Here is a 25,857-nt window from a genome sequence, read left to right as displayed (position 1 = left end):
GGTTTGTTGGAAGGCGTGCCCGCCTCCGATCGACCCCGCAATCCCCGCCTGGCCGCCATCGACGAGCGGCTGGAGCCCGTCAAGAGTTTCGAGCTGAAGCCCGCGCGCACCCGCGGCGGGCTCATCGCGCAGTTCCTCGGCCTCGCGCTGGTCGCCGCTGTGCTCAGCTCGCTCTTCCTGCTGCCCGGTTTCCTGGGAGTTGGCGTGACGGCAGCGGCCGGGGTCAGCGACTTCAACGCGCTGCCGGCGAACCTCCACATCCAGCAGTTCGCCCAGAACTCGACGGTGTACGCGAAGCAGGGCGGTCAGGACGTGCCGATCGCCACCTTTTACGCCCAGAACCGGCAGGACGTCACCTGGGACCAGATCGCCCAGACCGTGAAGGATGCGACCGTCTCCGCCGAGGACCCCCGCTTTTACACCGAGGGGGCCGTCGACATCTGGGGAACCCTGCGCGGCGCCGTCTCCACGGTCGCGGGCGGTGACGTGCAGGGCGGGTCGTCGATCACGCAGCAGTACGTGAAGAACGTCGAAGTGGAGAAGTGCGAGGCGCTCACCAGCCAGAAGAAGGTGCAGGCCTGCTACGCCGACGCCGCCGGAGTGACCCTCCAGCGCAAGGTGCAGGAGATGCGCTACGCGGTCGAGGTGGAGAAGACCTACAGCAAGAAGGACATCCTCACCGGCTACCTCAACGTCGTCGGCTTCGGCGGCCAGGTGTACGGCGTGCAGGCCGCCGCCCAGTACTACTTCAACACCACCGCCGCGAAGCTGGATCTGACCCAGGCGGCCACGCTCGCCGCCATCCTGAACAACCCGGCCAACCTGCGCATCGACCAGCCGGACAACAAGGAGAACGGCGCCGCCAACGGCTATAAGCTCACCAAGGAGCGGCGCGACTACGTACTTGACCGCATGTACATCACGCACACCATCACCAAGCAGCAGCGCGACGCGGCGAAGGCTACGCCCATCCAGCCGGCCATCACACCGACGACCCAGGGATGCGCGGCCGCGCAGCAGTACAACGCCGCGTTCTTCTGCGACTACGTGCGCGACGTGATCCTCACCGACCCGGCGTACGGCGCGACCGCCGACGACCGCTGGCAGACTCTCAACCGCGGCGGCCTCAAGATCTACACCACCCTCAACCTTGACCTGCAGCAGGTGGCGCAGGCCTCCCTCAGCAAGTACATCCCCGGCTCCCGTCCGGGCATCGACCTGGGTGCGAGCAACGTGGCGCTGGAGCTGGGCACCGGCCGCATCGTGACCATGGTGCAGAACCGCAGCTTCAACAACACAGACACACCCATCGACGGCACGACGGCCGTGAACTACAACACCGACGAGGACTACGGCGGGTCGCAGGGCTTCCAGACCGGGTCGACCTTCAAGGCCTTCGACCTCGCAGCATGGCTGGAGGCCGGTCACAGCCTCTACGAGACGGTGAACGCCTCGCAGCACGTCTTCCCGACCTCCGATTTCACCAACACCTGCGCGAACATCGACGGCCCGGACTGGCCGGTCACCAACGACGAGGGATCGGCCAGCCGGCTCTCGGTGATGGCCGCGACCGCCGAGTCGGTCAACACCGCCTTCGCCGAGATGGGCACGAAGGTCGACCTGTGCTCGATCGTGAACGCGGCGAAGGGGCTCGGCGTGCATCCCGCCTCGAAGAGCAACCCGTGGGTGCAGACGCCGTCGATGATCCTCGGGACGAACTACATTTCGCCGCTGACGATGGCCACCGCCTACGCGGGCATCGCCAACAACGGCGTGGTCTGCACGCCCGTGGCGATCGACCGCGTGGTGAACGCCGACGGCAGCGACCACAAGGTCAGCAAGACCACCTGCACGCAGGGCCTCAAACCGGAGATCGCGGCGGGCGTGACCTACGCGCTGGAGGGCGTCATCAGAGGCGGAGGGACGGCGGCGAGCGCCAACCCGTACGACGATATCCCGATCATGGCCAAGACCGGAACGACGGACGACTCGCTCGAGAACTGGCTCATCACATCCACCACCAAGGTCGCGACGGCCACGTGGGTCGGGAACGTCTCGGGCTCGACACCCCTCCGCTCCCTGTACTTCAACGGCGTGGGCGGCGGGAATGTGAAGTTCTCGATCGCCAAGCCCATCCTCAAGGCCCTGAACGCGGCGTACGGCGGCGGCGACTTCACCGAGCCGACGGACGCCGTGCTGTACGGCGACCAGATCACGATGCCGGATGTGACGGGCAAGGCGCCGGACGTCGCGCAGAAGCTGCTCGAGGGCCTGGGTCTGGATGTGACCGTCGACTCCGCGCCCGTACCCAGCGACCAGCCGGCCGGGACCGTCGCGTCGAGCGACCCCGCTGCCGGTGCGTCGCTCGAGGACGGCGACTCGGTGACGCTCACGATCAGCAACGGGCAGGGCGGTGCCGCGACGGGCACCCCCACACCGGGCGGCAGCTCGCCGACGCCCACGTCGCCGGGTAAGAAGAGCGGCTGAGCCGGGCGACCCGCGCCCGGCGTCAGGCGCGCAGGCTCTCCTCGCCGAGCCACGCGGTCAGGATGCGGCCTCGCAGCGCATTCGAGCGCTCGGCGAACGCGCGCTGCCGGCGCACGTATTCGGCCTTCCCCTCGGGCGTCTCGATGGCGACGGGCTCGGCGCCCCACGCTCGCATGTCGTACGGCGAGGCCTGCATGTCGAGAAGCCGGATGTCGCGGGCCAGCTCGAACGCATCGAGCAGCAGCTCACCGGGCACCAGCGGGCCGAGCTTCATCGCCCACTTGTAGACGTCCATCCCGGCGTGCAGGCAGCCCGGCTGCTCCAGCTCCGGCTGCGTCTCGCGGGTCGGGGCGAACCGGTTGAGCGGCACCGCGTCCGGGGTGAAGAAGCGGAACGCGTCGATGTGGGTGCACCGCAGCTCGTGCGACTCGACCACCGCATCCGTCGCATCCTGACCGAGACGCAGCGGCACGGGATGCCGGTGCTCGTCCTGCCGGTAGACCATCGCCCACTCGTGCAGACCGAAGCAGCCGAACCGTCCCGGCCGCGCGGCCGTCGAACGGAGGATGCGCTCGACGATTCGCAGAAGCGACGCCTTCTCGTGCTCCAGGGCGGCACGGTCGACGACGAGCGAACCCGGTGTCGACCCTGGTGCGTACCAGCGCCACCCCGCACGCGGGTCCTGATCCGCTCCCTCCAGCTCGACGCCGGGCCCCGGATGCCAGCGGCGCAACTGCGCCGGCGCGTAGGAGTAGTAGGTGAACAGGAAGTCCCACACCGGGTGCTTCTCGCCGCGGGCCGCCCGTTCGCGGTGCGCGGCGGTCAGCGCGTCGGCGCGCTCGATGTGCGCCTGCTCGCGCGACCGCCACTCCGACTCCGCCAGCCGGGTGGGCGGCAGCGTCGGGCGCTCGGCGAGGGAGAGGGTCACCCTTCGAGGATACGTTCCAGCGGGTTGTCGCGGAGCTTCCGCTGCACCCCGCCGTCGACGAGCCGGCGGGCAGACGTGTCCGGCTTGCGCTCGGCCTGGTCGGAGACGCACGAACCGAACTCCGCGGCCAGCTCCAGCCGCGGGTAGGCTGTCACCACCTCGCGGAGGAACTCCTTCGGAAGCTCACCGTCGCGCGCCCCGGAGATGTCGAGGGCGGTCGCGATCTCGAGCAGGTGCCCCTCGACATCCATCGCCGGGTCGACCTCCGGCCAGTTGTGCCGCACGATGACCTCGTGGGCGCGCACGCGGCGGTCGGCCGGCCATCCCGCGCCCGCGGTGAGAGCGATGGCGACGTGACCGGCCGCATCCTCGTAGGCGAGCGTGTTGTTGTCGAACTCGGGCGCGATGCCGAGGTCGTGGAGCAGCGCCGACACGTAGAGCAGCTCGTGGTCGGGCTCGAACCCGCGCACGGTGGCGAACGCCTCCGCCCACAGCCACGACCGCTGGACGTGGTTGAGCAGCGAGGGCGTGTGGTACGCGGTCGCGATCTCGAGGGCGGCGCGTGACGCGGCGGTGTCGGGGCGAGGGAAGTCGTCGATGCGCATGTGCTCATCCTGCCGGATGGGAGGGGGATGTGGGCCAGCGGCGTCACGATCGCCCACTTCCGCCGTCGGTACGTGTGTACAGAACTTTTCATGTGTGCAGACGAGTCACGGAAAGCGGTAGAGCCATGGAACACGAAATCACGACACGGGGACCGCGCATGCGAACGTTGTCGCTCTGGTTGGCGATCGGCGTTCTCGTCGCCGCCGCCGTGCTCGGGTCGATCTTCATCATCCTCGGCGATCAGGCCGAGATCGCGGGTCGTGCCTGGCTGACGCTGCTGCTCGCTGCCGCGTTCGCCGGTGCCGTCGTGCTCGACGCAGGGATGGCCCACGGCCCCAACCGCTGGTATCTGCCCGTGTCGACCGGCATCAACGCGGTCCTCGTGCTCGTGGGCCTGCTGAAGACCTGGGGCGGTTTCTTCCAGCCGGAGGACACCGGGAGCGGGGTGGTCTGGTCTGTGCAGCTCTCCTTGTTCGTGTGGATCGTGGTCCTGCTGCGCGCAGCCCTGATCGTCACCCAGACGTACGGTCGGCGGTTCGTCGCCCACGCCACGTCGCAGGCCACGAAGGTGTTCGCCGCGATGGCGCTCGTCTTCATCTGGGTCATCGCGGTGCTCCTGGCGTTGCCGCCCGCGCTTCCCGAGGCGCAGTGGCCCGATGTGTGGTGGCGAATCGCAGGTGCGGCAACGCTGGTCACGGCCGTGCTGTTCCTGATCCCCGTCATCGTCTTCGCGTTCGAGCCGAAGAAGCCGACGCCGCCGTCGACGGGGGTGTTCGTGCGCGGGCAGGACGTCGGTGCGGCGAGCGCGTATCTGGCACCCGTCGCAGCGGCTCAGGGTGGGGCCGCCCGCGGCCAGGAGTGGGCGCCGCCTGTCGGCAGCGACCCTGCCGCTGAGACCTTGGACGTCGACGCGTCGGACGCTCACGGTGCCACAGCGCCGCCTGCCTGACCGCACAGACGGAGGGGATGCCGCATCCTTCGACTTCCCAGCACCTCCGTTTCCCGCCTGAACAGTCGGGGAGAGGCCGGATCGCCTCCGTTTCCGTCCGCGCGGCGGACCGGTTCGGGAGGCGGGGACGGCGCAGGGGACGGCGGCCGCGGGTGGTGGGAAACGGAGGAGATCCCGCGGGACACGCCGGGCGGCCGTGGGAAAGGAGGAGGCAGGCGGCGGGAGGCCGCACGGTTCCTCCGTTTGGTGCGGGCCGCCGCCGCTCAGCCCGCGGGGTGCAGCACCGCGATGCCCGTCGGCGGCGCGGTGTCCGCCGTCTCGAGCAGGTGCGCGGCCTCGGCGAAGCCGACGGCACCGCCGACCAGCTGCTGTGGGGTCAGACGCCCCGCGGCCACCAGGTCGAGCATCTCCGGGTAGGCGGCGGCCGCCATGCCGTGGCTGCCGAGGATCTCGAGCTCCCATCCGATGACCCGGTCCAGCGGGAGCTCGGGCACGGCGGCGGCCAGCAGCCCGACCTGCACATGACGGCCGAGCCGGCGCAGCGAACGCACGGCGGTCGTCGCGGTGTCGGGGGAGCCGACCGCGTCGATCGTGGCGTGAGCCCCTCCGTCGGTGAGGTCGCGCACCCGGTCAGCGGTGTCCGCGGCGGCGACGACCGTGTGCTCCGCTCCGAGACGCGCGGCCAGATCCAGTGCGGCGGGGGAGCGGTCAACGGCCACCACCCGCGCGCCGAGCGCCGCGGCGACCATCACCGCGCTCAGGCCGACGCCGCCCGCGCCGTAGACCGCGAGCCACTCCCCGGGCTGGATGCGCGCCCGAGCCGTCACCGCTCGGTACGCCGTCGCGAACCGGCAGCCCAGGCTCGCGGCGGCGTCGGCGGAGAGGCCGTCCGGCACGCGCACCAGGTTCGTGTCCGCGGCGCGCACGGCGACGAGCTCGGCGTGCGATCCCCAGTGGGTGAAACCGGGCTGCGTCTGCTGCGGGCACACCTGCGCCTGACCGGCGCGGCACCACTCGCACTCGCCGCAACCGTTGACGAAGGGAGCGGTGACGCGGTCGCCCGGCCGCCAGTGCGAGACTCCGGCGCCGACCGCCTCGACGACACCCGCGAACTCGTGACCGGGGACGTGAGGGAGGGCGACCGAGTCGTCGTGGCCCGCCCACGCGTGCCAGTCGCTGCGGCAGAGGCCCGAGGCCTCGACGCGGATGACGGCGCCGCCCTCCGGGACGGCCGGGTCGGCGACCTCCGCGACCTCCACTGGTCCGCCGAAACGCTCGTAGTACAGGGCTTTCACGTGACCTCCCGGGTCAGTACGGCGACGGCGACGAGGTCCGCCTCCGCCCAGTCGAGCTCGCCGAGACGCTCGACGGGCATCCAGCGCAGCTCATCGTGATCGGTGCTCGCGACCGGTGCGTCCCCGTCGAGCCGGCAGTCGAAGCAGGCGAGGTCGATCGCGCGGCCGCCTGCGCGCGCGGTCACCGTGCGGTCGAGCAGCGCACCGACGTGGATGCGCACCCCGAGTTCCTCCGCGATCTCGCGTGCGAGCGCGGCCTCCGGCGACTCTCCGCTCTCGACCTTGCCGCCCGGGAACTCCCAGCGTCCGGCGGCATCCTTCTCGGGCGCCCGACGGCAGGCCAGAACACGGTCACCGTCGCGGACGACGGCCGCGACGACGACGAGGGGCTGCACCACTCCATCCTGCCCTGCGCAGCGATAGAGGATGGCACCGCTAGCATCCAGGTATGTCGCAGAGCGCGCCCGTGCGGCGGCCGTGGGTCGTCCTCGGCCTGGCCGCCAGCCTCCTGGCCCAGCTGGCCATGATCGTCGTGGGCGTCTGGCTCGTCGTGCTCGCCGAAGACGACGCCACCACGCTCGAGTTGCTCGCGATCTGGTGCGGGATCGGGACGATCTACCTCATCGTCGTGCTGATCGTGCTGGGTCGCGTCTCGCGACGCCCCGCCCCTCCCGGCGGTCGCCCGGCCCGCTGGGAGACCGGACGTCTCGCCCGGACCGTGTCGATGACCGCGACCATCCTCTCCAGCCTCATCGGCCTGGCCGCCGCGATCCAGGTGCTCGCCCTCCACAACGATCCGCAGATCGGGTCGGTCACCGACTTCGTCGGCGTCTGGTCGATGCTGCTCGCCTGGGGGTTCCTGCACTGGGGCTTCTCGCAGATCTACTACCAGCGGTACTTCGCCGCCGCGGAGCCGATGCTGCGGTTCCCGCACCCGGACGGCGCACCGGCGCCCGTTCCGCGGTTCGTCGACTTCGTCTACTTCGCCTTCACCCTCGGCACCACGTTCGCGGCATCCGACGTCGAGGTGTTGAGCACCCGGATGCGCTGGACCATCGTCTGGCACTCCGTGCTGAGCTACTTCTTCAACGGGCTGATCATCGTTCTCGCCCTGAACACGATCATGTCGGGCACGCGGTAGCGCTACAGCAGCGTCTCGACGCCGATCCGCACCCGGTCGCCGAGCTCGACGCCCTCGGCCCGCCGCACGGCGCTCTTGATCGGCACGACGTACGTGCCATCCGCCTGCGGAAAGATCGACGTCGACCAGCGCGAGCCGCCCAGCGTCACCGACACCTTGACGGAGTCGAACCCGGCGGGTGGATGCGGCTGCAGCCGGATCTCCTCCGACACCTCCTCGGGCAGCTGCGCGAAGACCCACAGCTCCCGGCGGGAGGCCCAGCGGAACAACTCCGCCTCGAACTCGTAGCGATAACCGGCCATATCCGCCAAGCTACCGGTGAAGCGCCCGGGCGAGAAGAGCACCGCGGCGGAGTGGAGGGGTCGGCATGGCGGTACGTCCCGGGTCGGTCACGTTCGTGGCCGTCCTCACCTACATCAACGGCATCCTGAACGTGATCGGCGGGGTGATCCTGCTGATCACGCGCGATCAGGTGGCCGGTTCGGCGAGCGGCGGTGCGGCCGGTATCACGACGGCGGCCATCATCTCGATCCTGCTCGGCATCATCGTGATCGTCGTGGCGCGCGGACTGCTGCGTGGCAGCCCCGGCGCGCGCGCGGTGGTCACGGTCGTGATGGTCGTCGACATCGTGAACGGCGTCATCCTGCTGCTGTTCACCAACCAGGTGGCGAGCGGGATCGTCCAGATCCTGTGGTCGCTGCTGATCATCGTGCTGCTGTTCACGCGTCGCGCGAACGCGTTCTTCACAGGCCGCTGAATCCCGGGAGCCGATCGGCCAGAATGGGAGGACGGCGTCGTACGGGCGCCGGGTTCGAGGAGTCCCATGCGCTGGCCGAAGTGGTTCCGCAGGCGTGTCGAGAAGACGACACGCACGCGTCCGTTCGACGAGCACGCCCTGCCCGAGCCGCCGGCGCCGAGCCTCGAGCAGTCCGTCGAGGAAGGCATGCTGCTCGCGGAATACGCCACGCGCATGGCGGTCAAGAACCACATCGTCGTCGACACGATCCAGTACGGCAACTCGTACGACCCGGCGATGCACGCCATGGAGGCGGCGGCGATGCTGCGCGAGCTCGCCTCCGAGCAGGGCGTCGCGGCCGGGCGGATCGAGGAGGAGCTGGAGGCGGCCGAGAAGCTGAGCGGCGACGCTGAGCACCCTCACGACTACCGCCGGGTGGATGCGGACAACCTGCGGCTGCGACGGGATGCGGCCATCCAGCTCGCGGCGGCGCTGCGGGCGAAGGCCGACTCGGAGGAGGAGCTGCTCGCCCTCGTCGAGCGCGGTCGGCAGGATGCGTGGGACGAGGTCGGGCGCGCCATCGAGGCGGGACTCGACGCGTTCTCCGGCGCGGAGGCGCTGAAGGCGGACTACGAGCGCGAGAAGCCGGCACGGCTCAAGCTCCTCATCTGGCGGGATCTCGCCAAGCTGGAGGAGGAGCGCACCGGCTACTGACCGCTGCGCAGGCTCACCGGCGGCACCAGGTCGCCGACCTCCGACCGCACCCAGACGTCGCCCGTCTCCCGCTTCTCGGCGTGCGTGCTGAAGCGGTACAGGAACATCCGGGCGCGGATCGCCCGCGGCGGCACCCCGCCGAACGGGTCGTGCCGGAGCAGCTTCAGGGTCGGCCGGTCCGCCTCGAGCAGGCGCAGCAGGAGCACCTCGAACCAGGGCGAGTCGCGCGAGCCGAGCGCCAGGAACCACATCAGCCAGTCGAGCCGCAGGTGATACGGCGCGAACTGTCGCGGGATGCGGTGCACGTCGCCGGGTTTGCCCTTGAAGGCGTACTCCAGCCAGAGCGCATCCGGGTCGCCCGGGTCGTCGGTCGTTCCCTCGACGACCACCTCGTAGCGCTCCTTGGTGACACTGCCGAACGCGCCGTACGCGTTCACCAGGTGCCATCGGTTGAAGCTCGCGTTCATCAGCTGCCGGCGCGAGAACAGGTTCTTCAGCGGCGGCCAGCTCAGGACCACCATGAACACGGTCGCCGCCACCGCCACCACGGCGTACCAGAGCGGGACGTCGGCAGCGCCGATCCCGCCGACCTCCACTCCGCCGAACAGCCACGAGAACACCGGGTCGCTGATCCCGGCGAACGCGAGCACGATCGTGATCCAGTTCAGCCACGCGAAGTTGCCGGTGACCACCAGCCACAGCTGGGTGAGGATCATGACGGCCGCGGCGACGCTCGCGACCGGCTGCGGGAAGAACAGGAACCACGGCACGATCAGCTGCGCGAAGTGGTTGCCCAGCACCTCCACCCGGTGGAACCACTTCGGCAGCAGGTGCGCGGAGCGGCTGAGCGGGTTCGGCATGGGCTGCGTCTCGTGGTGGTAGTACAGCGCCGTGAGGTCACGCCACGACCGGTCGCCGCGCATCTTGATCATGCCGGCGCCGAACTCCAGCCGGAACACCAGCCAGCGGACGAAAAAGACGATCGTGATCGGGGGAGCGGTGTCCCACGCGCCGAGGAAGGCGACGATGAACCCCGCCTCGCAGAGCAGGCTCTCCCAGCCGAAACCGTAGAAGGTCTGACCGATGTTCACGATCGAGAGGTAGAGGAACCACACGATCAGGAAGACCGGGACGAAGACGTACGTGGGCGCGAGCTGCACCACGCCGGCGACGATGAGCGCCGAGAGCACCGCCCCCGTCCAGGCGACCGTGCGCAGCAGCCGGTCCGAGTAGCGCCGGCGGAACAGCGTCGGCTGCTTCCGGGCGTAGGGGTGCCGCAGGAAACGCCGGGCGGGCAGCAGACCGTTGTCGCCGAGCAGCGCGGGGAACTGGTTCACCGCCGACACGAACGCGACGAGGTAGAGCGCGGCGACGCCGCGCTCCAGGATCTCGCGCGCGATCGTGTAGTCGTCGCCGGCCAGCCAGGCGGTCAGCCACGCGGGGAACTCCATCGACACCACCCCAGTCGTCGAAACGCCCTCACCGTACGCCCGGGGCAGCGGGACGACGAGTCCCCGCCGGGTCAGACGGGCACGGATGCCGCCTCGGCCACCCCGAACAGCTGGCCCGGGTAGCGGAGGCCGTCGAAGTACCGGTTCGTGTGCGCCACGATCTGCTCACCGGTGAGCTCCACGCCGTCCCACTCGCTGTCGGTGGTGGTGTGGGCGTCGGAGACGAGCACCACGTCGTAGCCGCGCACCGCCGCGCTCTGCGCCGTGGTCCGCACGCAGTAGTCGCTCTGCGCTCCCGTCACGACGAGGCGGCCGACGTCGAGCCGCTCCAGGACCTCGTCGAGGTCGGTGTCGGCGAAGGAGTCGCGATAGCGCTTCAAGATGCGGGGCTCGCCGTCGGCAGGGACGAGCCCGTCGGCGAGCTGCCAGGGCTCGCTGCCCTCTTCCATCCCGTCCTCCTCGTGCTGCACCCAGACCACCGGGGTACTCGCGGCGCGGGCGCGGTCGACGAGCTGCCGGACGCGGGAGAGCACGCCCTCGGCGTCGAAGCAGCCGGGCAGGACGCCGTTCTGGAGGTCGATGACGAGCAGGGCGGAGGGCACAGTGTCGGTCACGCCACCATCTTGCCAGCGGACGGGCCTGGCGGCGGCGAGGCCTTCGCGCCCGGTCAGGCCGCGAGCTCGGCGTCCAGCCGGATGGGCCGGTGGTCCGACGCGCCCGCGGGCAGCACATCCACCCGCTCGATCTCGAAGCCGGTCGACGTGACGAAGTCGAAGTAGCCGGAGAAGAACTTGTAGCGCAGGTAGGTCGGCTGCGTCGTGCGCTTCAGCGTGTAGCCGGAGGTCGTGAGGTGCCGCTCGAGGCCCCGGATGAACCAGGGGTAGTTGAAGTCGCCGACCATCACGGCGGCGGTGCCGGGAGCGAGGGACCGCATCCCATCGTGGGCGGCGGCGATCTGCTTGCGCCGCAGCGAGTTCAGAGCGGTCAGAGGTGCGGCGTGGAACGACCCCACCAGAATCTCCTCGCCGTTGTCGCGGTCGCGCAGGTGCACGGCCAGCAGGCGCTCGTTGGCCGGCGCCAGCACGCGGTCGTGCAGCGACTTCTGGACGGCGAAGACCTGGCTGTGCAGGATCTCGTAGCGGTCGTCGCGCACGTAGACGGCGAGCCCCAGCCGGTTGGCCCGGGTCGTGTCGGCGAGCACCAGGTGGTGCAGACGCTCGGGCAGCGCGTCGCTGTCGCATTCCTGCAGGCACAGGACGTCGACGTCGTACGCCTCTGCGATGCCCGTCAACTCTCCGCTCGCAGCGTGCTTGCGGAGGTTGTAGCTCACGATCCTCAGGGTCATGCACCTCTTCTCGAAGGACCTCGTTCGCGGGCGGCACGGATGCGCGCCCGCTCTGCCATTCTGTCCCACTTGTGAGACCGCTCAAGCGACGACGTGTGATCCCACAAGGAATTCACATCACGGACACCGGCGGTTCGGGCGGTACGGTGGTCGCATGGCAGGCGGCGCTGTAGTCCTTACGGTCCCGGGTCCCGACGGCGACCGGGAGGTGCGGATCTCGAGCCCCGAGCGGGTGATCTTCCCCGAGGCCGGCATCACCAAGCTCGATCTCGCGAACTACCTCGTGGAGGTCGGCGACGCGTTCGTCCGCGCCAACGGCGACCGCCCGGTGTCGCTGCAGCGGTTCCCGGAGGGGATCGACGGGGAGCAGTTCTTCTCCAAGAACCCGCCGCGCGGGGTGCCGGACTACGTGCGCTCCGTCACGGTCACGTACCCGAGCGCTCGCTCGCATCCACAGCTCGTGATCGACGAACCGGCCGCCGCCGTCTGGGCCGCGCAGATGAACACGGTGGTGTTCCACCCGTGGCCGTCGCGCGCCGAGGACTCGGACAACCCCGACCAGCTGCGCATCGACCTCGACCCGCAGCCCGGGACGGGATTCGCCGACGCCGTGCCCGCCGCCATCGAGCTGCGGACGGTGCTGCAGGAGGCCGGGCTCACGGCGTTCATCAAGACCTCCGGCAACCGGGGCCTCCACGTCTTCGCGCCGATCGTGGCGCAGCGCGAGTTCCTCGACGTCCGGCACGCCGTGATCGCCGCCGCGCGAGAGCTCGAACGACGGATGCCGGACCGCGTGACCACGGCGTGGTGGAAGGAGGAGCGCGGCGAGCGCATCTTCGTCGACTTCAACCAGGCCAACCGCGACCGCACGATGGCCGGCGCGTACAGCCCGCGCGCGCTGCCGCACGCATCCGTCTCGGCCCCGATCACCTGGGAGGAGCTGGAGCACGTCGACCCGCGCGACTTCACCGTGCTGACCATGCCCGAGCGCCTGCGCACGGTCGGCGACCCGTGGGAGCACTTCGGTGCGGACCCCGGCACGATCGACGTGCTGCTCGGGTGGTGGGAGCGCGACCTGTCGGACGGCCTCGGCGAGCTGCCGTTCCCTCCCGACTACCCCAAGATGCCGGGGGAGCCGCCGCGCGTGCAGCCGAGCCGCGCCAAGAAGGCGTAGCGGGTCAGTCCGCCGCCGCGCGCCCGCCTCCGTCGGAGATCCGCCGCCTTCGGCCGCAAATCTCCATCCGCACCGCGGTGCGTCGGAGATGTGAGCGCTTTCCACCGACGGAAGCGGTGCATCCCCTCAGGTCAGCACGTCGCCCAGGTCGTACGCGATCGGCCGGTCCAGCTGCTCGAAGGTGCAGGACCGCGCCTCGCGGTCGGGCCGCCAGCGCTCGAATTGCGCCGTGTGACGGAACCGCATCCCTTCCATCTGGTCGTACCGCACCTCCAGAACGCGCTCGGGCCGCAGCCGCACGAACGACACGTCCTTGCTGCCCGAGAAGCGGCTCCGGTCGGTCTCGCCGGTGACGGCCGCTCCGCTCTCGTCGCGCTCCACCAGCGGCTCCAGCTCGTCGATCAGGGACAGCCGCTTCGCGTCGGTGAACGCCGAGACACCGCCCACGTTCCGCAGCTGGCCGTCGTCGTCGAAGAGCCCGACGAGCAGGGAGCCGACGCCGCGGCCACTGGTGTGGATGCGGTACCCGAGCGCGACGACATCGGCCGTCCGGTGGTGCTTGATCTTGAGCATCGTGCGCTTGTTCGGAGCATAGGGACCGCTCAGCGGCTTCGCGACCACCCCGTCCAGCCCGGCGCCCTCGAACTCGACCAGCCAACGGCGAGCGAGTTCGACATCCGTCGTGGTGCGGGTCAGCTGGATCGGAGCGGGCAGCTCGTCGGCGAATCCCTCGAGCGACGCCCGCCGGTCGGCGAACGGCCGGTCGACGTACGACTCATCGCCGATGGCGAGCAGATCGAACGCGACGAACGTGGCCGGCGTCTGCTCCGACAGCAGCTTCACGCGGCTCGCGGCGGGATGGATGCGCTGCGACAGCGCCTCCCAGTCGAGCCGCTGCGTCCCGGGGTCGCCGGTCGGCACGACGATCTCGCCGTCGAGCACGCACGGGCCGGGAAGAATGCTGCGGAACGCCTCCACGAGTTCGGGAAAGTACCGCGTCAGCATCTTCGAGCCACGGCTGCCGATCTCCACCGACTCCACCGCGCCGTCGCCCTCGGCGTAGACGATGGCCCGGAAGCCGTCCCATTTCGGCTCGTAGCTGAGGCCGCCGGCCACGCTGTCGGGCTCGGGAACGGCGGGAACCGCCTTCGCGAGCATCGGGGCGATCGGGGACGAGGCGGAGGGTCGCATGCTCCGATCATGCCGCGAACCACCGACCTCGGGAAGGGATGCGGCCATGCTCCCGGCACGCTGAGGATGCGCTCACAGCCGTTGGTGCTTAGGTAAGGCTCGCCTATACTCGATCGCGAGATGTACCGTCCCGATCACGCCACCCACACCGCCTCGACCGCGCACCACGACGACCGCGTGCAGTTCCTGGTCGTCGGGGATGAGACCTCGCTCACCGAGCTGGAGGCCGAGCTCGCGCTCCTCCCGCTGTGCGCGCGTGGCCGCGTGTTCGTCGAGGTCGGGGAGCCGTCGGAGATCACCCCGCTGGCGACGCCGATGCGCATGACGGTCACCTGGCTGGTCCGCTCGCACCGCAGCGGCCGACCGGGCACGGGCTTGTCGTGCGCCCGCGGCGAGGCCGGCGCCCGCGCCGTGCGCGCCTGGTGCGACGAGATGCTGTGCGACGGTCCGGGCGAAACGCGCGCGATCGTGACCGGCGGGTTCGCGCTCGCGACCGAGGTGCGCGACCACCTCATCCACTCGGTCGGCATGTCCGCCGACGCCGTCGCCGCCCCCTCCTTCCGCTGACTTCCGCCGTCCGCCGTGTCGCCCACCCCAGGCCGGTGAGCTGGTTGACGCGACACGCCGCGACGCGTCCGTATTGCGCGGCGTGTTGCGTCAACTCGGCGGGAGTCAGGCGGCGGGGACGTCCAGCCCCACCAGCGCCTCGCTCGCGGCCCACAGGTCGCGTCCCAGCTGGCCGTTGCGGGCCTGCGGATTGACGCGGCCGTTCGCGGTCAGGCGGTCGAAGTAGGTGCCGCTCGGCGCACCGACCCGGGCCGGCCCGGCCAGGAACAGCAGGGGAGCGGCGCCGGCCGCGACCGAGATTCCGAAGCTGCTTCGCGTCACCAGGTGGCCGAAGCGGATCAGCGGCGACGAGTTGCCGAAGTTGGTCGCGATGGTTCCGGGATGGAACGAGTAGGCGCTCACGCCCGTCCCGGTCAGGCGCTCGGCCATCTCGGCGGCGAACAGGATGGTCGCGAGCTTCGCCGTCCCGTACGCGCGCCAGCCGCCCTGCCAGGGGCGCCGCTCCCAGTCCAGATCGTCCACGCGCAGGTTGCCGAACCGGTTGGCGAGACTCGCGGTGGAGACGACACGAACATCTCGCCCGGACGCCGCGGTCTCGATGAGCCGCGGGCGCAGCAGCGCGGTGAGCAGGAAGGGAGCGAGATGGTTGGCCTGGATGGTGCGCTCGTGCCCGTCCACCGTCAGCTCGCGCTCGTGATACAGACCGCCAGCGTTGTTGGCGAGCACATCGATCGTCTCGTACCGGTCGAGCAGAGCGGCCGCGAGGGCGCGGACGTCGTCGAGGCGCTCGAAGTCGGCGAGGAACGGCGTCGCTCCGATGCGCTCCGCGACCGCGCGCGTGCGCTCCGGGTTGCGGCCGACGACCGCGACCTCGTCGCCGCCCGCCTTCAGCTGCTCGGCGGCCACGGCCCCGATGCCGGAGCTCGCCCCCGTGATCACGATGGTGCGCGTCATCGGTACCCGCCTTTCTCGAGGCCCGCCTCGATCTCGAATCGGTTGCGGAGGGGATCGCGGCCGGCCACGAAATAGAGCAGCGGGAACAGCATCCCGTACCGCTGCCACTGCCGTTTGTGGATCGCCTCGTGCTCCAGCACGTCGTCGCTCACGTTGTGGTCGGTGAGGTAGACGCCGCCGACGCACGACCCTCCGCGGCCGAAGGTCGCCTTCGGCATGCCGCGGAACACCGTGAGCCCGGCCCGACGCTCGATGCGCCCGGTGCTCCAGAGGAACCCCCACGTCAGGCCGACCGCGGTCGCATAGAGGTATCCGGCGCGGCTCACCGGCGAATCGAGCAGGATGCGCCCGAGCGGCGTGCGGTCGAATCCGCTCACTTCTCGGGTCGTCCGTAAGTCTCGAGCAGCCGCAGCCACACCTCGCTGACCGTCGGGTACGACGGGACGGCGTGCCACAGACGGTCCAGCGGCACCTCGCCGACGATGGCGACGGTGGCCGAGTGCAGGAGCTCGCCGACATCCTGACCGACGAAGGTCACGCCCAGGATGACCGTGCGGTCCTCGTCGACGACCATGCGGGCCTTGCCCTCGTATCCGTCGGCGACGACGTGAGCGCCGGCCACACTGCCGATGTCGTAGTCGACGACCCGGATGCGGTAGCCCGCCTTCTCTGCGCGCGCCGCCGTCAGTCCGACCGAGGCGACCTCGGGATCGGTGAAGGTCACCTGGGGGACCGCCTCGTGGTCGGCCGTCGCGACGAAGGCGCCCCACGGCTCCAGCGACACGTCGTGTCCCTTGGCGCGAGCGGCGATGGCGTCGCCGGCGGCACGGGCCTGGTACTTGCCCTGGTGGGTGAGCAGCGCGCGGTGATTGACGTCGCCGACGCCGTAGAGCCAGCCGCCGTCGACGGGCCGGCCGTCGGCTCCCAGCACGCGCATGCTGTCGTCGACGTCGAGCCAGGCGCCGTCCTCCAGGCCGAACGCGTCGAGCCCGATGCCGAAGGTGCGGGGGAGGCGGCCGGTGGCCACGAGGAACTCGTCGGTCTCGAGCACCGTGCCGTCGTCGAGGCGCAGGCGGAAGCCCTCGTCGTCGGTCCGCTCGACGTGCTCGACGCCGGAGTCGAGGTGCAGGGTGGCGCCGAGCTTCTTCAGTGACTCGGCGACCATCTCGCCGGCGAAGGGCTCGTCGCCGCCCAGCAGGCCGCTGCGTGCGATCAGGTGCACCTCGGTGCCGAAGCCGGCGTAGGCCGTGGCCATCTCGGTGGCGACGACGCCGCCGCCCAGGATCGCGAGGGAGACCGGCACGCGCTGGGCGCTGGTCGCCTCGCGGCTCGACCACGGCTCGCTCTCGCGCAGCCCGGGGATGTCGGGCAGGAGCGCCGCGGATCCGGTGGAGACGGCGACCGCGTGCTTCGCGCGGAGCACCGTGACCGTGCCGTCCTCCGCCGTGACGGTGACCTCCCGCGGTGCGGTGATGACACCCCAGCCGCGCACCAGGTCGATTCCGGCGCCGTTCAGCCACTCGACCTGGCCGTCGTCGTTCCAGTTGCTCGTCATGTCGTCGCGTCGCTTCAGCACGGCGCCCACGTCGAGCGGGCCGGTGACCGCCTCGCGCGTCCCTCCGACCTTCTGGGCCGCGCGCAGCAGCGCCCCGCTCCGCAGCAGCGTCTTCGAGGGCATGCAGGCCCAGTAGGAGCACTCTCCTCCGACGAGTTCGGACTCCACGATCACCGTCCGCAGTCCGCCCTGAGCGGCCCGGTCGGCGACGTTCTCGCCCACGGCTCCCGCACCCATCACGATGACGTCGTAGTCCTTGATCTCGCTCATGTCTTCTCCCTGCCGCCGTGCCGGCCGCTGTCGATGGTGTGTCGGATTCGGTGAGTCGTGTCGTCTGCGGGGTTCGTCACGCGCCCGCGGATCGGATGCCTAGCGGCCGACGAAGCGCGCCTCCGTGCGGGTGAGGAACGCCTCCATGCCGATCCGGGCGTCCTCGCTGCCGACGAGCCGCACGAGGGAGGGCTGCAGCTCGGCCTCCGCCGCGGCATCGCCGTCCCGCACCGCCCGCTTCGCGTTGGCCAGCGCGGCCTGGACCGCCAGGGGTGCCTGTGCGGCGATCCGCTCGGCCAGCTGCAGGGCACGGTCGAACTGCTCGCCGTCCTCGACGACCTCCTGCACCAGGCCGATGCGGTGCGCCTCGGCGGCATCGAACAGGTCGCCCGTGAGGATGTAGCGCATCGCGTTTCCCCATCCCACCGCCCGCGGGAAGCGGAGGGTGGCGCCGCCGAACGGCAGGATGCCGCGCGTGACCTCGATCTGCCCGAACCGCGTCCCGCGGGCGGCCACCGCGACGTCCGAGGCGAGGATCAGCTCGATACCGAGGGTCAGGCAGGTGCCCTGCACGGCGATGACGACAGGCTTGGTCAGCTGCTGCCCGGAGACCTGCCACGGGTCGATGCCGTCGTCGTCGACGAAGGAGAGCCCGTCCTTCCCGATGCGCGGCCCCAGGTCGGCCAGATCGAGGCCGGCCGTGAAGTGCTCGCCGACGGCATGGACGAGACCCACCCGCAGTTCGGGATCGCGCTCCAGCTCCCCGTAGGCCAGTGCCAGCTGGCTCAGCAGCTCGAAGTCCGCCGCGTTCCTCTTCTCCGGACGGTTCAGGCCGATCAGCAGCACGTGCCCGCGCCGCTCGGTCAGGATCTTGGGCTCGCTCATGACTCCCAAGCTACCGCGCCCCCTCGGCGCCGACCGCGGCCTGCGACGCGGTCGGGCCGGTCAGCGATCCGAGGATGCGGAGGATGACGGGCAGATCGTGGGCGGCGGCGTCCGGGTTCTCCGGAGCGAACTCCATGAGGCCTGCGCCCGCGAGCTCGAACCGCCGGCGGAGCGCCCGGATCGCCTCGGTGAGCCGCTCCGGGAGCACCCCGAACGGCTCCGGATAGCCGATCCCGTCGATGGTGGAGGGGTCGAGCACGTCGAGGTCGATGTGGATGTACACCGCCGCCGCCCCGGTGGCCGCCACCGCGTTCACGATCGCTTCCGGGTCGTCCAGCTCGCCCGGAGCGACGACGCGGATGCCCTCCTGCTCGACGAAAGCGGACTCGCCGTCGTCGAGGGCCCGGACCCCGGCGAGGATCAGCTGCGCAGGGGCGAGCACCGACGGACCCGTCGATGCGAGACCGTCCGGTCCGTCGCCGAGGAGCGCGCGCAGGACCATGCCGTGGAAGGCGCCGGACGGCGAGGAGTCGACGTCGTTGAGGTCGCCGTGCGCGTCGAACCAGACGACAGCGACAGACCCGGCGGGATGCGCGGCGAGCGCGTGCTGGATGGGGGCGAGCTCCGCCCCGCAGTCGCCGCCGACCGTGACGACGGGCGCCTCGAGCAGTGCGAGCTCGGCCTCCGTCGCCTCGCGGACGGCCGCGAGAGACGAGAACCGGTTGACCCCGCTGCCGAGCGACTCGCCTGCGGCGGCGGGCACCGGCACCTGGTGCGTCCGGGCACCGGGAAGGTCGCCGCGGATGGCGTCGGCGCCGTCGATCAGGCGCATGGCCCGCGACGACCCCGACCCCTGCCACTGCGGGACGACGAGGAAGGACGCGCCGCTCACCCCTGGGCGCCCGAGGTCACGGCCCCCTGCGACCCTCCGCCGGACTTCAGCGCGGCGAGCCTGGCCTCGACCTCGGTCATCTCGCCGAGGTCGTCGAGCTGCTCGAACTGCGAGTCGAGGCTGGATGCGGCGAGCTCCTGCGCGCCCCGCACCTTGGCCTCCTCCCGGCGGATCTTCTCCTCGAACCGGGAGACCTCGCTGGTCGGATCCATGATGTCGACGCTCTTCACCGCATCCATCACCTGGGCCTGCGCCTGGGCGCTCTTGGCGCGCGCGATCAGCTCGGAGCGCTTGCTCTTCAGCTGCTCCAGCTTCTCCTTCATGGCGTTGAGGCCGGACTTGAGCTTCTCGACCACCTCGGTCTGCGCGGCGATCTGCGGCTCGGCGGCCTTCGCCTCGTTCTCCGACGAGATCTGCCGCTGCAGCGCGACCTTGGCGAGGTTGTCGAACTTGTCGGCGTTCGCGGTGTCGCCCGAGGAGCGGTACTGGTCGGCCTGGCGGCTGGCGGCGAGCGCCTTGTCGCCCCACTCGGCCGCAGCCTCCACGTCTTCGCGGTGGTCGTCTTCCAGCAGCCGCAGGTTGCCGATGGTCTCCGCGATCGCGCTCTCGGCGTCGGCGATGCTGTTGGTGAAGTCGCGGACCATCTGGTCCAGCATCTTCTCCGGGTCCTCCGCCTGATCGAGGAGGGCGTTGATGTTCGCTCGCAACAGTTGCGAGATCCGTCCGAAGATGGATTGCTTCGCCATGTGCTCTTCCTTTCGCTCCCGCCCCCGTTGGGCGCTTGTGAGATGTGTCCGGCGGTTCAGAACCGTCCGCCGCCACGTCGGCTGCGGGTGCCCCCGCCGCCGAAGCTTCCTGCGCTGAAACCGCCGCCGCCGCTGCGGGTACGGCTGCCGCCTCCGCCGAAACCGCCGCCGCCCCAGCTTCCGCCGCCGCCCCAGTTGCCGCCTCCGCCGCCCATCCCGCCGCGCAGCACGGAGTCGATGAGGATGCCGCCGAGGATCGCGCCCATCGTGCCGCTCCCGCCGCCGCGTCCCGACGTGCCGCCGCCGAAGATGTCGCCGAGGCCGCCGCCTGATCCGCCCATCCCGCCGAGGTCCGGCTGGAATCCGCCGACGTCCTGCTGGGCGAGCTGCGTCGCCTGGTCTGCGAGGTCCGCAGCCCGCTGGGCCTGGGCCAGGGCGGACACGGCGTCGGTCGCCGCGGTCTGCTCGGCCTGGACCACGAGCCGGGCAGCCTCCGCCAGCCGGGTGCGCGCCTCGGCGCCGACGGCTCCGCGTCGTGCGGTGATGAAGTCCTCGCACGCCGACACGCGTGCCTTCGCGGTCATCAGGGTCTGCTGGAGCGCGGACTGGGCGCGCTGCGCCTGCGCACGGGCGTCGCGGACGCCCTGCAGCACCCCGTCGATGGATCGGTTGGCGGCGTCGAGCCGCTGGGCGAGTTCGAGCGGGTTGACGCGCCCGGCGGAGAGGGCCGCCTGCACGTCGTTCACCGTCTGCTCCGTGCCGGCGACCGCCGCGGCGATGGCACCGCCGGGGTCGCTGGAGGTGGCGAGCGCCCGCGCCTCCGCCAGGTCGCTCCGCAGCTCGGCGAGAGTGCCGTCGAGCGACTGCTGCGCCGCGGCCAGGTCGGTGCCGAGCCGGTCGACCGCGTCGAGCAGCAGACCGGCCTGGTCAGCCGACTCCTCGGCGGCGCGAACGCCCACGGCTGCGGCGCCCGCGTCGCCGGCGGCCGCCTTCTGCGCGGCGCCCGCCAATGCGGTGTCGGTGAAGTCGAGACGCTGCGTCGCCTGATCGATGTTGTCATTGACGGTGCCGAGCGAGGCGTCGGTGTACCGCTGCGCCAGTCCGTCGAGCGTGCTGCGCGTCGCCGCGAGACGCTGCCGAAGGGCCGCCGCCTGGGTGGCGATCTCGGCACTCGCCTCGGGGATGCGCTTCTCGATCGCCCGCAGTTCGTCGAAGGCGTCGGCCTGCGCATCCAATGCCTGATTGGCTGTGGCGCAGAGCTGGACGATCCGGATGTTCCACTCGCGGCGCTGCTCGTCGGTGTCGGGCTCCGCGTCGTCGAGTCGCTGCTTGAGCGTGAACGCCTCGCGCAGCTGCCCCTTCGCCGAGTCGAGTGCAGACTGGAACGGCACCACCGCATCCGCTCCGTACTGGGCGGTGGCGAAGCCGAGCTCCTCCTCGCTCGTACGGATGGCGTCGTCGGTCTGCACCAGCGCGGACCCGGCCCGCCGTTCGAGGTCGGCCAGGGAGATGGTCTGCAACTCGCTCTGCGGCGTCGTCGGCCCCGCGGCGGCCTTCTTCTTGCGGGAGCCGCGCGAACGGACGAGCAGGAACACGACCAGTCCGACGATCAGCACGCCGATGAGGAAGACCCAGAAGAACACGGCGCCCCCACCTCCGCCGCCGACGGCGTCACCGAGTCCGTTCGCGGCGGCGACGGCCGCCCCGGCCCAGTCGCCGTCGTGGAGTTTCGGCTCGACGTCGTTGCGCTCGATGGAGTCGAGCTGGTCGGCGCTCACCGGTCCGTTGTCGTCGCCCGACAGGTAGTAGGTGCGGCCCTCGGTGGAGACCGCGAGCAGGTAGTCGCGCTGCCCGAGTCCGTTGCGCGCGGCGGTCTCGTTGGCCCAGTCGGCGGCCTCGGTCGGGTCGGTGAACCGGTCGACGTAGACGACGTAGAGGTCGATGCGGTGGTCGTCGTAGAGCTTCTTCGCGGCCGACGTGATCGTCGACTCGTCCGATCCGCTGAGCACCTGCGCCTGATCGACGACGTGGCTGGGACCGAGATCGACCGGCTCCTGTGCGGAGGCCGGCGAGGCCGTGAGCAGCGTCGGCCCCGCTACGAGTCCGAGCGCCAGCAGGGCTCCGGTCAGCAGACGTCGCAAGCGCATCCACCCACTCTCTCGGGTCCGGCTGATACGCAGCCGAGTCTATTGGTGCTCTCCGACAGTGTCACTGTTTCAGCCTGTTACGGCCACCCGTGCGCTCGGCCGGTGGTGCTGCTGGGATGGGATCATGTCCGAGCAGCCGACCATCGCCGTCGTCGAAGCCACGCGCTTCCGCGGCCATGATCCGGCCTACCACGACTACGTCCAGCTGCTCGTCGGCAACGTCATCGCCGAGGCGAAGGCGCAGGGCTGGCGGGTCGACCGGCTCGCGGCGGACCGCGGCGCCGACGCACTGCTCGCCGAGACCGAGCCCGCCGACGCGATCGTCATCGTCGGCGGCGAGGACATCCATCCCGATTTCTACGGCGGCCGGACGGGCTACCCCAACGAGTCCCGGCACCTGCCGGCGGCCGATGCCGCGCAGATCGCGTTGGTGCACGCCGCCCTGGTGCGCGGAACGCCGCTCCTCGGAATCTGCCGCGGGCTCCAGATCGTGAACGTCGCCCTGGGCGGCACGCTCGTGCAGGACCTCGGCGAGGAGTGCGCCCACGTGAACCGGGGCGTCCCCATCCCGCAGGTGCTCACCACGCACACCGTGCAGGTCGAGCCGGGCAGCCGCGCGGCGGCCCTCCTCGGGGCCGGGTCGCTCGAGGTGCGCAGCGCCCACCATCAGGCGGTGGATGCGCTCGGCGCCGACCTCGTCGTCACCGCCCGGTCGCACGACGGCCACGTCGAGGCCATCGAGCACGCCGACGCCCCGCTCCTCGCGGTGCAGTGGCACCCCGAGGACATCGCCGCCCCGGCCGGACAGCTGGCGGCATTGCTCGGAGCGTTGCGGGTCGCCATCCAGGCCCGCGAGGTCGTCGCGGCCTGACCCGCGGTCAGCCGCGCGACGGGCGCACGGGCCAGCCCTGCTCGCCCAGCAGGGGCACGAACGCCACACCACCGAGATTCGTCTCGTGCAGCGACCCGTCGTCGCCGCGCGTGAAGGCGGCAAGGTGCTGTGCGCCTCCCGGCCGTCCCACGGGCATGACCACGCGTCCGCCCGGCGCGAGCTGCGCCAGCCAGGCGTCCGGCACGGCCGGACCGGTCGCCGCGGCGAGGATCACGTCGTACGGGGCGCCGGACGGCCAGCCCAGCGTGCCGTCGCCGGTCACCACCTCCACCCGGTAGCCGAGTGCGTCCAGGGTCGCTGCGGCCCCCACCGCCAGCCCCGGATGCCGCTCGATGCTGACCACGCGATGCGCGAGGAGCGAGGCGACGGCTGCCGCGTACCCCGAGCCGGTGCCCACGTCGAGCACGACGTCCTCCGGGCCGATCCGCGCCGCCTGCAGCATCAGCGCGACGATGTACGGCTGCGAGATGGTCTGGCCGTCGCCGATGGGCATCGGATGGTCCTCGTACGCGTACGGCGCGGCCGACGGCTCCACGAACAGGTGCCGGGGCACACGTCGCATCGCATCGAGGACGCGCTGGTCCTCGATCCCGCGCGGGACGAGCTGCCGCTCGACCATCCGCGCCCGCTCGACGTCGTGATCGTGGTCCGTGCGGCTATTGAACCACCGCGGCCGGTCGCTCCTCCAGAGTGCGTCGCGCAGCATCCAAGGCGGTCGGGTCTGCACCGGCCGACTCCAGCGCCAGGAGGGCGGCGCCGAGGATGGGCGCCGCGGTCACGAGTTCCATACGTGCTGCGGGCGCTCGCTCGGCGAGCAGCCGCTCGATGGTGCCGAGCAGCCGCTCGTCGCGCCCGCCGATCACGCCGCCGCCGAGGACGACGGGGACCGGCCGGTCGAGCAGGTCGAGCCGGCGCAGCGTCGTCACGGCGAACGTGACGATCTCCTCCGCCTGCTCGTCGATCAGTGCTGCCGCGACGGCGTCCCCGGCGCGCGCGCTCGCGAACACGGTCGGTGCGAGCAGCGCGAGGTCGCGGTTCGGGAGGCGGCCGAAATGCAGCGCTTCGATGACCGCCTGGACGCTGTCCAGCCCGAACGCCGCGGGGACCGCCCGCGCGAGCTCCGTCGCCGGACCTCGCCCGTCGACCGCGCGCGCCGCATGCCAGAGCGCACGCTCGCCGAGATGCCAGCCGCCGCCCCAGTCGCCCGAGATGGTCCCGAGCGACGGGTAGCGGACGACGGCTCCGTCGGCGCGCACGCCGACGCAGTTGATCCCGGTGCCGCAGACCACGGCGACCGCATCGGGCTCGTCGGTTCCCGCCCGGAGCAGCGCGAACAGGTCGTTGTCGACGGTCGCCGCCGCCCACGGCGTCCCGGCGATGCTCGCCCGGAAGTCGTCGATCTCGGTGGGCAGGTCGAGGCCCGAGAGGTACAGGTTGGCGGCGGCGATCGGACGCGGTCCGGTCTGCTCAAGCAGGCGACCGATCAGGGCGGAGACGAGGTCGGCCGAGCCGCGCATCCCGATCAGATGCGGGCTGGAGGTGGTGCCCCTGGCCTCGGCGACGACCGTGCCGTCGAGTTCCAGCGCAACCGCGTCGGTCTTCGATCCGCCGCCGTCGACGGCGATCACGAGCGGCGCGATGGGCGCGTTGTCGTCGGTCACTTGGCCCACTCCAGGTGGTCGCGGTTGTGAGCGATCAGCAGGTCGGTCAGCCGCTCGGCCCGATCGTACTGACCGACGAGGGGATGCGCGAGCATGGCCCTCAGCACGCGGTCGCGTCCGCCGTGCACTGCGGCGTCGAGCGCGAGCCGCTCGTAGCCTGCGACGTGGGAGATCAGCCCGGCGTGGTCGGCGGGCAGCGGGGCGATGGGGAGCGCGGTGACGCCCCGCGCATCCACTTTCGCGGACACCTCGATCACGTGGTCGTCGGGGAGGAACGGCAGCGCTCCGTCGTTCCGCAGGTTCACGACCTGCACGTCGCCGCGGTCGCCGGTCAGCGAGGCGATCAGGTCGACTGCCGCCTCGGAGTAGAAGGCGCCGCCGCGCTGCGAGAGCTGCTCGGGCTTGGTGTCGACCGCCGGGTCGCCGTACAGCTCCAGCAGCTCGCGCTCGACGCGTTGCACGGCCTCGGCTCGGGTGGGGGAGTCGAGCTGCTCGCGGAGCACCTCGTCGTGGGCGTAGTAGTAGCGCAGGTAGTAGCTGGGCACGTCGCCGAGCAGCCGGATCAGGGACGCGGGGAGCTCGACCTCCTCCGCGAGCTGCTCCAGCCGGGTGCCGAGCAGCTCGGGGAGGGCGTCGCGGGTTCCGGAGTCGTCGGTGACGAGGGCGGAGCGCTCCCACGTCAGGTGGTTCAGCCCCACGTGACCGAGCTGCACCTGTGCCGGGGCGACGCCGAGCATCCCGGCGAACCGCCGCTGGAAGCCGATGGCGACGTTGCAGAGCCCGACCGCGCGGTGGCCCTCCTGGAGAAGCGCGCGCGTCACGATGCCGACGGGGTTGGTGAAGTCGACGATCCAGGCGCCCGGCTTTGCGTGCGTGCGGACCGCGTCGGCCACGCGCAGCACGACCGGCACCGTCCGCAGGGCCTTGGCGAAGCCGCCGGGGCCGGTCGTCTCCTGACCGATGCAGCCGCACTCGTGCGGCCAGGTCTCGTCGCCGTGACGCGCCGCCTGACCGCCGACCCGCAGCTGGATGAGGACGACGTCCGCGTCCGAGACGCCCGCGACCAGGTCCGAGGTGGGCACGACGCGACCCGGGTGGCCGGCCGCGCGGAACATCCGCCGGCTCATCCCGCCGACCAGGCGCAGGCGCTCCGGATCGGGGTCGACCAGCCAGAGCTCCTCGATCGGGAGCAGGTCGCGCAGCCGCGCGAACCCGTCGATGAGCTCGGGGGTGTAGGTGGAGCCGCCTCCGACGACCGTCAGTTTCACGTG

Annotated in this window: 27 protein-coding genes; 8 read left to right on the top strand and 19 right to left on the bottom strand. The window is 71.2% G+C overall.

Features of this window, described 5'->3' with window-relative positions; translation table 11 throughout:
- Window positions 1–15 precede the first annotated feature (15 nt).
- The gene (locus tag ACF1AJ_RS07585; protein WP_391506780.1) at window positions 16–2,487 is read left to right on the top strand and encodes a transglycosylase domain-containing protein; all 2,472 of its coding nucleotides are present in this window, start codon (window positions 16–18) and stop codon (window positions 2,485–2,487) included.
- 22 nt (window positions 2,488–2,509) lie between these two features.
- Here ACF1AJ_RS07585 and ACF1AJ_RS07580 read toward each other — a convergent pair whose 3' ends face one another.
- Window positions 2,510–3,415, bottom strand: coding sequence for a 3-methyladenine DNA glycosylase (locus ACF1AJ_RS07580; protein WP_391506779.1), 906 nt, complete (start codon window positions 3,413–3,415; stop codon window positions 2,510–2,512).
- Window positions 3,412–4,020, bottom strand: coding sequence for a cyanamide hydratase (locus ACF1AJ_RS07575; RefSeq protein WP_391506778.1), 609 nt, complete (start codon window positions 4,018–4,020; stop codon window positions 3,412–3,414). The genes ACF1AJ_RS07580 and ACF1AJ_RS07575 overlap by 4 nt, the downstream gene beginning before the upstream one ends.
- Before the next feature lie 158 nt (window positions 4,021–4,178).
- Between ACF1AJ_RS07575 and ACF1AJ_RS07570 the strand changes: the two genes are divergently transcribed.
- Window positions 4,179–4,970 carry a hypothetical protein gene (locus ACF1AJ_RS07570; protein WP_391506777.1) on the top strand — a complete coding sequence of 264 codons (792 nt, stop codon included), beginning with the start codon at window positions 4,179–4,181 and terminating at the stop codon, window positions 4,968–4,970.
- A 263-nt stretch (window positions 4,971–5,233) separates the two neighbouring features.
- Here ACF1AJ_RS07570 and ACF1AJ_RS07565 read toward each other — a convergent pair whose 3' ends face one another.
- Together ACF1AJ_RS07565 and ACF1AJ_RS07560 are read right to left on the bottom strand one after the other, a co-directional pair.
- Window positions 5,234–6,265, bottom strand: a complete 1,032-nt coding sequence (locus ACF1AJ_RS07565) for a zinc-dependent alcohol dehydrogenase family protein (protein ID WP_391506776.1) — start codon at window positions 6,263–6,265, stop codon at window positions 5,234–5,236.
- On the bottom strand, window positions 6,262–6,660 hold the full coding sequence (locus ACF1AJ_RS07560; RefSeq protein ID WP_391506775.1) for a (deoxy)nucleoside triphosphate pyrophosphohydrolase: 399 nt from the start codon (window positions 6,658–6,660) through the stop codon (window positions 6,262–6,264). The genes ACF1AJ_RS07565 and ACF1AJ_RS07560 overlap by 4 nt, the downstream gene beginning before the upstream one ends.
- A 53-nt stretch (window positions 6,661–6,713) precedes the next feature.
- Between ACF1AJ_RS07560 and ACF1AJ_RS07555 the strand changes: the two genes are divergently transcribed.
- Window positions 6,714–7,406 (top strand): DUF1345 domain-containing protein, encoded by a 693-nt coding sequence (locus ACF1AJ_RS07555; RefSeq protein WP_391506774.1) that lies wholly within the window; start codon window positions 6,714–6,716, stop codon window positions 7,404–7,406.
- A 2-nt stretch (window positions 7,407–7,408) separates the two neighbouring features.
- On the opposite strand, the gene ACF1AJ_RS07550 is transcribed toward ACF1AJ_RS07555, so the two are convergent.
- Entirely contained in the window at window positions 7,409–7,708 is a 300-nt protein-coding gene (locus tag ACF1AJ_RS07550) for a DUF1905 domain-containing protein (protein ID WP_018190290.1), read from the bottom strand.
- 65 nt (window positions 7,709–7,773) lie between these two features.
- On the opposite strand from ACF1AJ_RS07550, the gene ACF1AJ_RS07545 reads away from it, so the two are divergent.
- Together ACF1AJ_RS07545 and ACF1AJ_RS07540 are read left to right on the top strand one after the other, a co-directional pair.
- A complete protein-coding gene (locus tag ACF1AJ_RS07545; protein ID WP_391506773.1) occupies window positions 7,774–8,163 on the top strand; it encodes a hypothetical protein in 390 nt (129 codons plus the stop codon).
- A gap of 66 nt (window positions 8,164–8,229) precedes the next feature.
- Window positions 8,230–8,856, top strand: a complete 627-nt coding sequence (locus ACF1AJ_RS07540; RefSeq protein WP_309857751.1) for a hypothetical protein — start codon at window positions 8,230–8,232, stop codon at window positions 8,854–8,856.
- Here the strand turns inward: ACF1AJ_RS07540 and ACF1AJ_RS07535 are convergent.
- From ACF1AJ_RS07535 to ACF1AJ_RS07525, 3 genes are all read right to left on the bottom strand, one after another.
- Window positions 8,850–10,307 carry a lipase maturation factor family protein gene (locus ACF1AJ_RS07535; protein WP_391506772.1) on the bottom strand — a complete coding sequence of 486 codons (1,458 nt, stop codon included), beginning with the start codon at window positions 10,305–10,307 and terminating at the stop codon, window positions 8,850–8,852. The two genes, ACF1AJ_RS07540 and ACF1AJ_RS07535, sit on opposite strands and share 7 nt — an antisense overlap.
- A gap of 71 nt (window positions 10,308–10,378) precedes the next feature.
- Window positions 10,379–10,921, bottom strand: a complete 543-nt coding sequence (locus ACF1AJ_RS07530; protein ID WP_391506771.1) for a cysteine hydrolase family protein — start codon at window positions 10,919–10,921, stop codon at window positions 10,379–10,381.
- A 53-nt stretch (window positions 10,922–10,974) separates the two neighbouring features.
- Complete coding sequence (locus ACF1AJ_RS07525) at window positions 10,975–11,652, bottom strand: endonuclease/exonuclease/phosphatase family protein (RefSeq protein WP_309857760.1); 678 nt, start codon at window positions 11,650–11,652, stop codon at window positions 10,975–10,977.
- 154 nt (window positions 11,653–11,806) lie between these two features.
- On the opposite strand from ACF1AJ_RS07525, the gene ligD reads away from it, so the two are divergent.
- The gene (gene ligD / locus ACF1AJ_RS07520; protein ID WP_391506770.1) at window positions 11,807–12,826 is read left to right on the top strand and encodes a non-homologous end-joining DNA ligase; all 1,020 of its coding nucleotides are present in this window, start codon (window positions 11,807–11,809) and stop codon (window positions 12,824–12,826) included.
- Window positions 12,827–12,952: 126 nt separating this feature from the next.
- Here ligD and ACF1AJ_RS07515 read toward each other — a convergent pair whose 3' ends face one another.
- A complete protein-coding gene (locus ACF1AJ_RS07515) occupies window positions 12,953–14,017 on the bottom strand; it encodes an ATP-dependent DNA ligase (RefSeq protein ID WP_391506769.1) in 1,065 nt (354 codons plus the stop codon).
- Between the two features lie 120 nt (window positions 14,018–14,137).
- Here ACF1AJ_RS07515 and ACF1AJ_RS07510 point away from each other — a divergent pair, with 120 nt between their 5' ends.
- Window positions 14,138–14,584 (top strand): SIP domain-containing protein, encoded by a 447-nt coding sequence (locus ACF1AJ_RS07510; RefSeq protein WP_391506768.1) that lies wholly within the window; start codon window positions 14,138–14,140, stop codon window positions 14,582–14,584.
- 105 nt (window positions 14,585–14,689) lie between these two features.
- Here ACF1AJ_RS07510 and ACF1AJ_RS07505 read toward each other — a convergent pair whose 3' ends face one another.
- From ACF1AJ_RS07505 to ACF1AJ_RS07475, 7 genes are all read right to left on the bottom strand, one after another.
- Entirely contained in the window at window positions 14,690–15,538 is an 849-nt protein-coding gene (locus ACF1AJ_RS07505; protein ID WP_391506767.1) for an SDR family NAD(P)-dependent oxidoreductase, read from the bottom strand.
- Complete coding sequence (locus tag ACF1AJ_RS07500; RefSeq protein WP_018190300.1) at window positions 15,535–15,915, bottom strand: hypothetical protein; 381 nt, start codon at window positions 15,913–15,915, stop codon at window positions 15,535–15,537. The genes ACF1AJ_RS07505 and ACF1AJ_RS07500 overlap by 4 nt, the downstream gene beginning before the upstream one ends.
- Entirely contained in the window at window positions 15,912–17,363 is a 1,452-nt protein-coding gene (locus tag ACF1AJ_RS07495) for a dihydrolipoyl dehydrogenase family protein (RefSeq protein ID WP_391506766.1), read from the bottom strand. Before ACF1AJ_RS07495 ends, ACF1AJ_RS07500 begins: the two co-directional genes overlap by 4 nt.
- Before the next feature lie 99 nt (window positions 17,364–17,462).
- Complete coding sequence (locus ACF1AJ_RS07490; RefSeq protein ID WP_391506765.1) at window positions 17,463–18,248, bottom strand: crotonase/enoyl-CoA hydratase family protein; 786 nt, start codon at window positions 18,246–18,248, stop codon at window positions 17,463–17,465.
- Window positions 18,249–18,258: 10 nt separating this feature from the next.
- Window positions 18,259–19,140 (bottom strand): arginase family protein, encoded by an 882-nt coding sequence (locus ACF1AJ_RS07485; protein WP_391506764.1) that lies wholly within the window; start codon window positions 19,138–19,140, stop codon window positions 18,259–18,261.
- Window positions 19,137–19,886, bottom strand: a complete 750-nt coding sequence (locus ACF1AJ_RS07480; RefSeq protein ID WP_391506763.1) for a PspA/IM30 family protein — start codon at window positions 19,884–19,886, stop codon at window positions 19,137–19,139. The genes ACF1AJ_RS07485 and ACF1AJ_RS07480 overlap by 4 nt, the downstream gene beginning before the upstream one ends.
- 56 nt (window positions 19,887–19,942) lie before the next feature.
- Window positions 19,943–22,033: a TPM domain-containing protein gene (locus tag ACF1AJ_RS07475; RefSeq protein ID WP_391506762.1), complete on the bottom strand. Its 2,091-nt coding sequence runs from the start codon at window positions 22,031–22,033 to the stop codon at window positions 19,943–19,945.
- A 124-nt stretch (window positions 22,034–22,157) separates the two neighbouring features.
- Here ACF1AJ_RS07475 and ACF1AJ_RS07470 point away from each other — a divergent pair, with 124 nt between their 5' ends.
- Complete coding sequence (locus tag ACF1AJ_RS07470; RefSeq protein ID WP_391506761.1) at window positions 22,158–22,904, top strand: gamma-glutamyl-gamma-aminobutyrate hydrolase family protein; 747 nt, start codon at window positions 22,158–22,160, stop codon at window positions 22,902–22,904.
- Between the two features lie 7 nt (window positions 22,905–22,911).
- Here the strand turns inward: ACF1AJ_RS07470 and ACF1AJ_RS07465 are convergent, their stop codons facing one another.
- The 3 genes from ACF1AJ_RS07465 to ACF1AJ_RS07455 are packed head-to-tail and all read right to left on the bottom strand — an operon-like array spanning window position 22,912 to window position 25,854.
- A complete protein-coding gene (locus ACF1AJ_RS07465) occupies window positions 22,912–23,544 on the bottom strand; it encodes a protein-L-isoaspartate(D-aspartate) O-methyltransferase (protein WP_391506760.1) in 633 nt (210 codons plus the stop codon).
- Between the two features lie 37 nt (window positions 23,545–23,581).
- Window positions 23,582–24,586, bottom strand: a complete 1,005-nt coding sequence (locus tag ACF1AJ_RS07460) for an N-acetylglucosamine kinase (protein ID WP_391506759.1) — start codon at window positions 24,584–24,586, stop codon at window positions 23,582–23,584.
- Window positions 24,583–25,854: a 6-phospho-beta-glucosidase gene (locus ACF1AJ_RS07455; protein WP_391506758.1), complete on the bottom strand. Its 1,272-nt coding sequence runs from the start codon at window positions 25,852–25,854 to the stop codon at window positions 24,583–24,585. The genes ACF1AJ_RS07460 and ACF1AJ_RS07455 overlap by 4 nt, the downstream gene beginning before the upstream one ends.
- Window positions 25,855–25,857 lie beyond the last annotated feature (3 nt).

Source organism: Leifsonia sp. NPDC014704, assembly GCF_043083605.1.
Taxonomy (GTDB): domain Bacteria; phylum Actinomycetota; class Actinomycetes; order Actinomycetales; family Microbacteriaceae; genus Leifsonia.
This window is presented reverse-complemented; position numbering and strand designations above follow the sequence as displayed.

Bases quoted from the DNA above. Each gene is read 5' to 3' on its own strand.
- ACF1AJ_RS07465 (WP_391506760.1), bottom strand. From the start codon at position 23,544: ATGGTCGAGCGGCAGCTCGTCCCGCGCGGGATCGAGGACCAGCGCGTC.
- ACF1AJ_RS07545 (WP_391506773.1), top strand. From the start codon at position 7,774: ATGGCGGTACGTCCCGGGTCGGTCACGTTCGTGGCCGTCCTCACCTAC.
- ACF1AJ_RS07525 (WP_309857760.1), bottom strand. From the start codon at position 11,652: ATGACCCTGAGGATCGTGAGCTACAACCTCCGCAAGCACGCTGCGAGC.
- ACF1AJ_RS07505 (WP_391506767.1), bottom strand. From the start codon at position 15,538: ATGACGCGCACCATCGTGATCACGGGGGCGAGCTCCGGCATCGGGGCC.
- ACF1AJ_RS07495 (WP_391506766.1), bottom strand. From the start codon at position 17,363: ATGAGCGAGATCAAGGACTACGACGTCATCGTGATGGGTGCGGGAGCC.
- ligD (WP_391506770.1), top strand. From the start codon at position 11,807: ATGGCAGGCGGCGCTGTAGTCCTTACGGTCCCGGGTCCCGACGGCGAC.
- ACF1AJ_RS07490 (WP_391506765.1), bottom strand. From the start codon at position 18,248: ATGAGCGAGCCCAAGATCCTGACCGAGCGGCGCGGGCACGTGCTGCTG.
- ACF1AJ_RS07515 (WP_391506769.1), bottom strand. From the start codon at position 14,017: ATGCGACCCTCCGCCTCGTCCCCGATCGCCCCGATGCTCGCGAAGGCG.
- ACF1AJ_RS07575 (WP_391506778.1), bottom strand. From the start codon at position 4,020: ATGCGCATCGACGACTTCCCTCGCCCCGACACCGCCGCGTCACGCGCC.
- ACF1AJ_RS07475 (WP_391506762.1), bottom strand. From the start codon at position 22,033: ATGCGCTTGCGACGTCTGCTGACCGGAGCCCTGCTGGCGCTCGGACTC.
- ACF1AJ_RS07480 (WP_391506763.1), bottom strand. From the start codon at position 19,886: ATGGCGAAGCAATCCATCTTCGGACGGATCTCGCAACTGTTGCGAGCG.
- ACF1AJ_RS07510 (WP_391506768.1), top strand. From the start codon at position 14,138: ATGTACCGTCCCGATCACGCCACCCACACCGCCTCGACCGCGCACCAC.
- ACF1AJ_RS07470 (WP_391506761.1), top strand. From the start codon at position 22,158: ATGTCCGAGCAGCCGACCATCGCCGTCGTCGAAGCCACGCGCTTCCGC.
- ACF1AJ_RS07570 (WP_391506777.1), top strand. From the start codon at position 4,179: ATGCGAACGTTGTCGCTCTGGTTGGCGATCGGCGTTCTCGTCGCCGCC.
- ACF1AJ_RS07555 (WP_391506774.1), top strand. From the start codon at position 6,714: ATGTCGCAGAGCGCGCCCGTGCGGCGGCCGTGGGTCGTCCTCGGCCTG.
- ACF1AJ_RS07540 (WP_309857751.1), top strand. From the start codon at position 8,230: ATGCGCTGGCCGAAGTGGTTCCGCAGGCGTGTCGAGAAGACGACACGC.
- ACF1AJ_RS07535 (WP_391506772.1), bottom strand. From the start codon at position 10,307: ATGGAGTTCCCCGCGTGGCTGACCGCCTGGCTGGCCGGCGACGACTAC.
- ACF1AJ_RS07550 (WP_018190290.1), bottom strand. From the start codon at position 7,708: ATGGCCGGTTATCGCTACGAGTTCGAGGCGGAGTTGTTCCGCTGGGCC.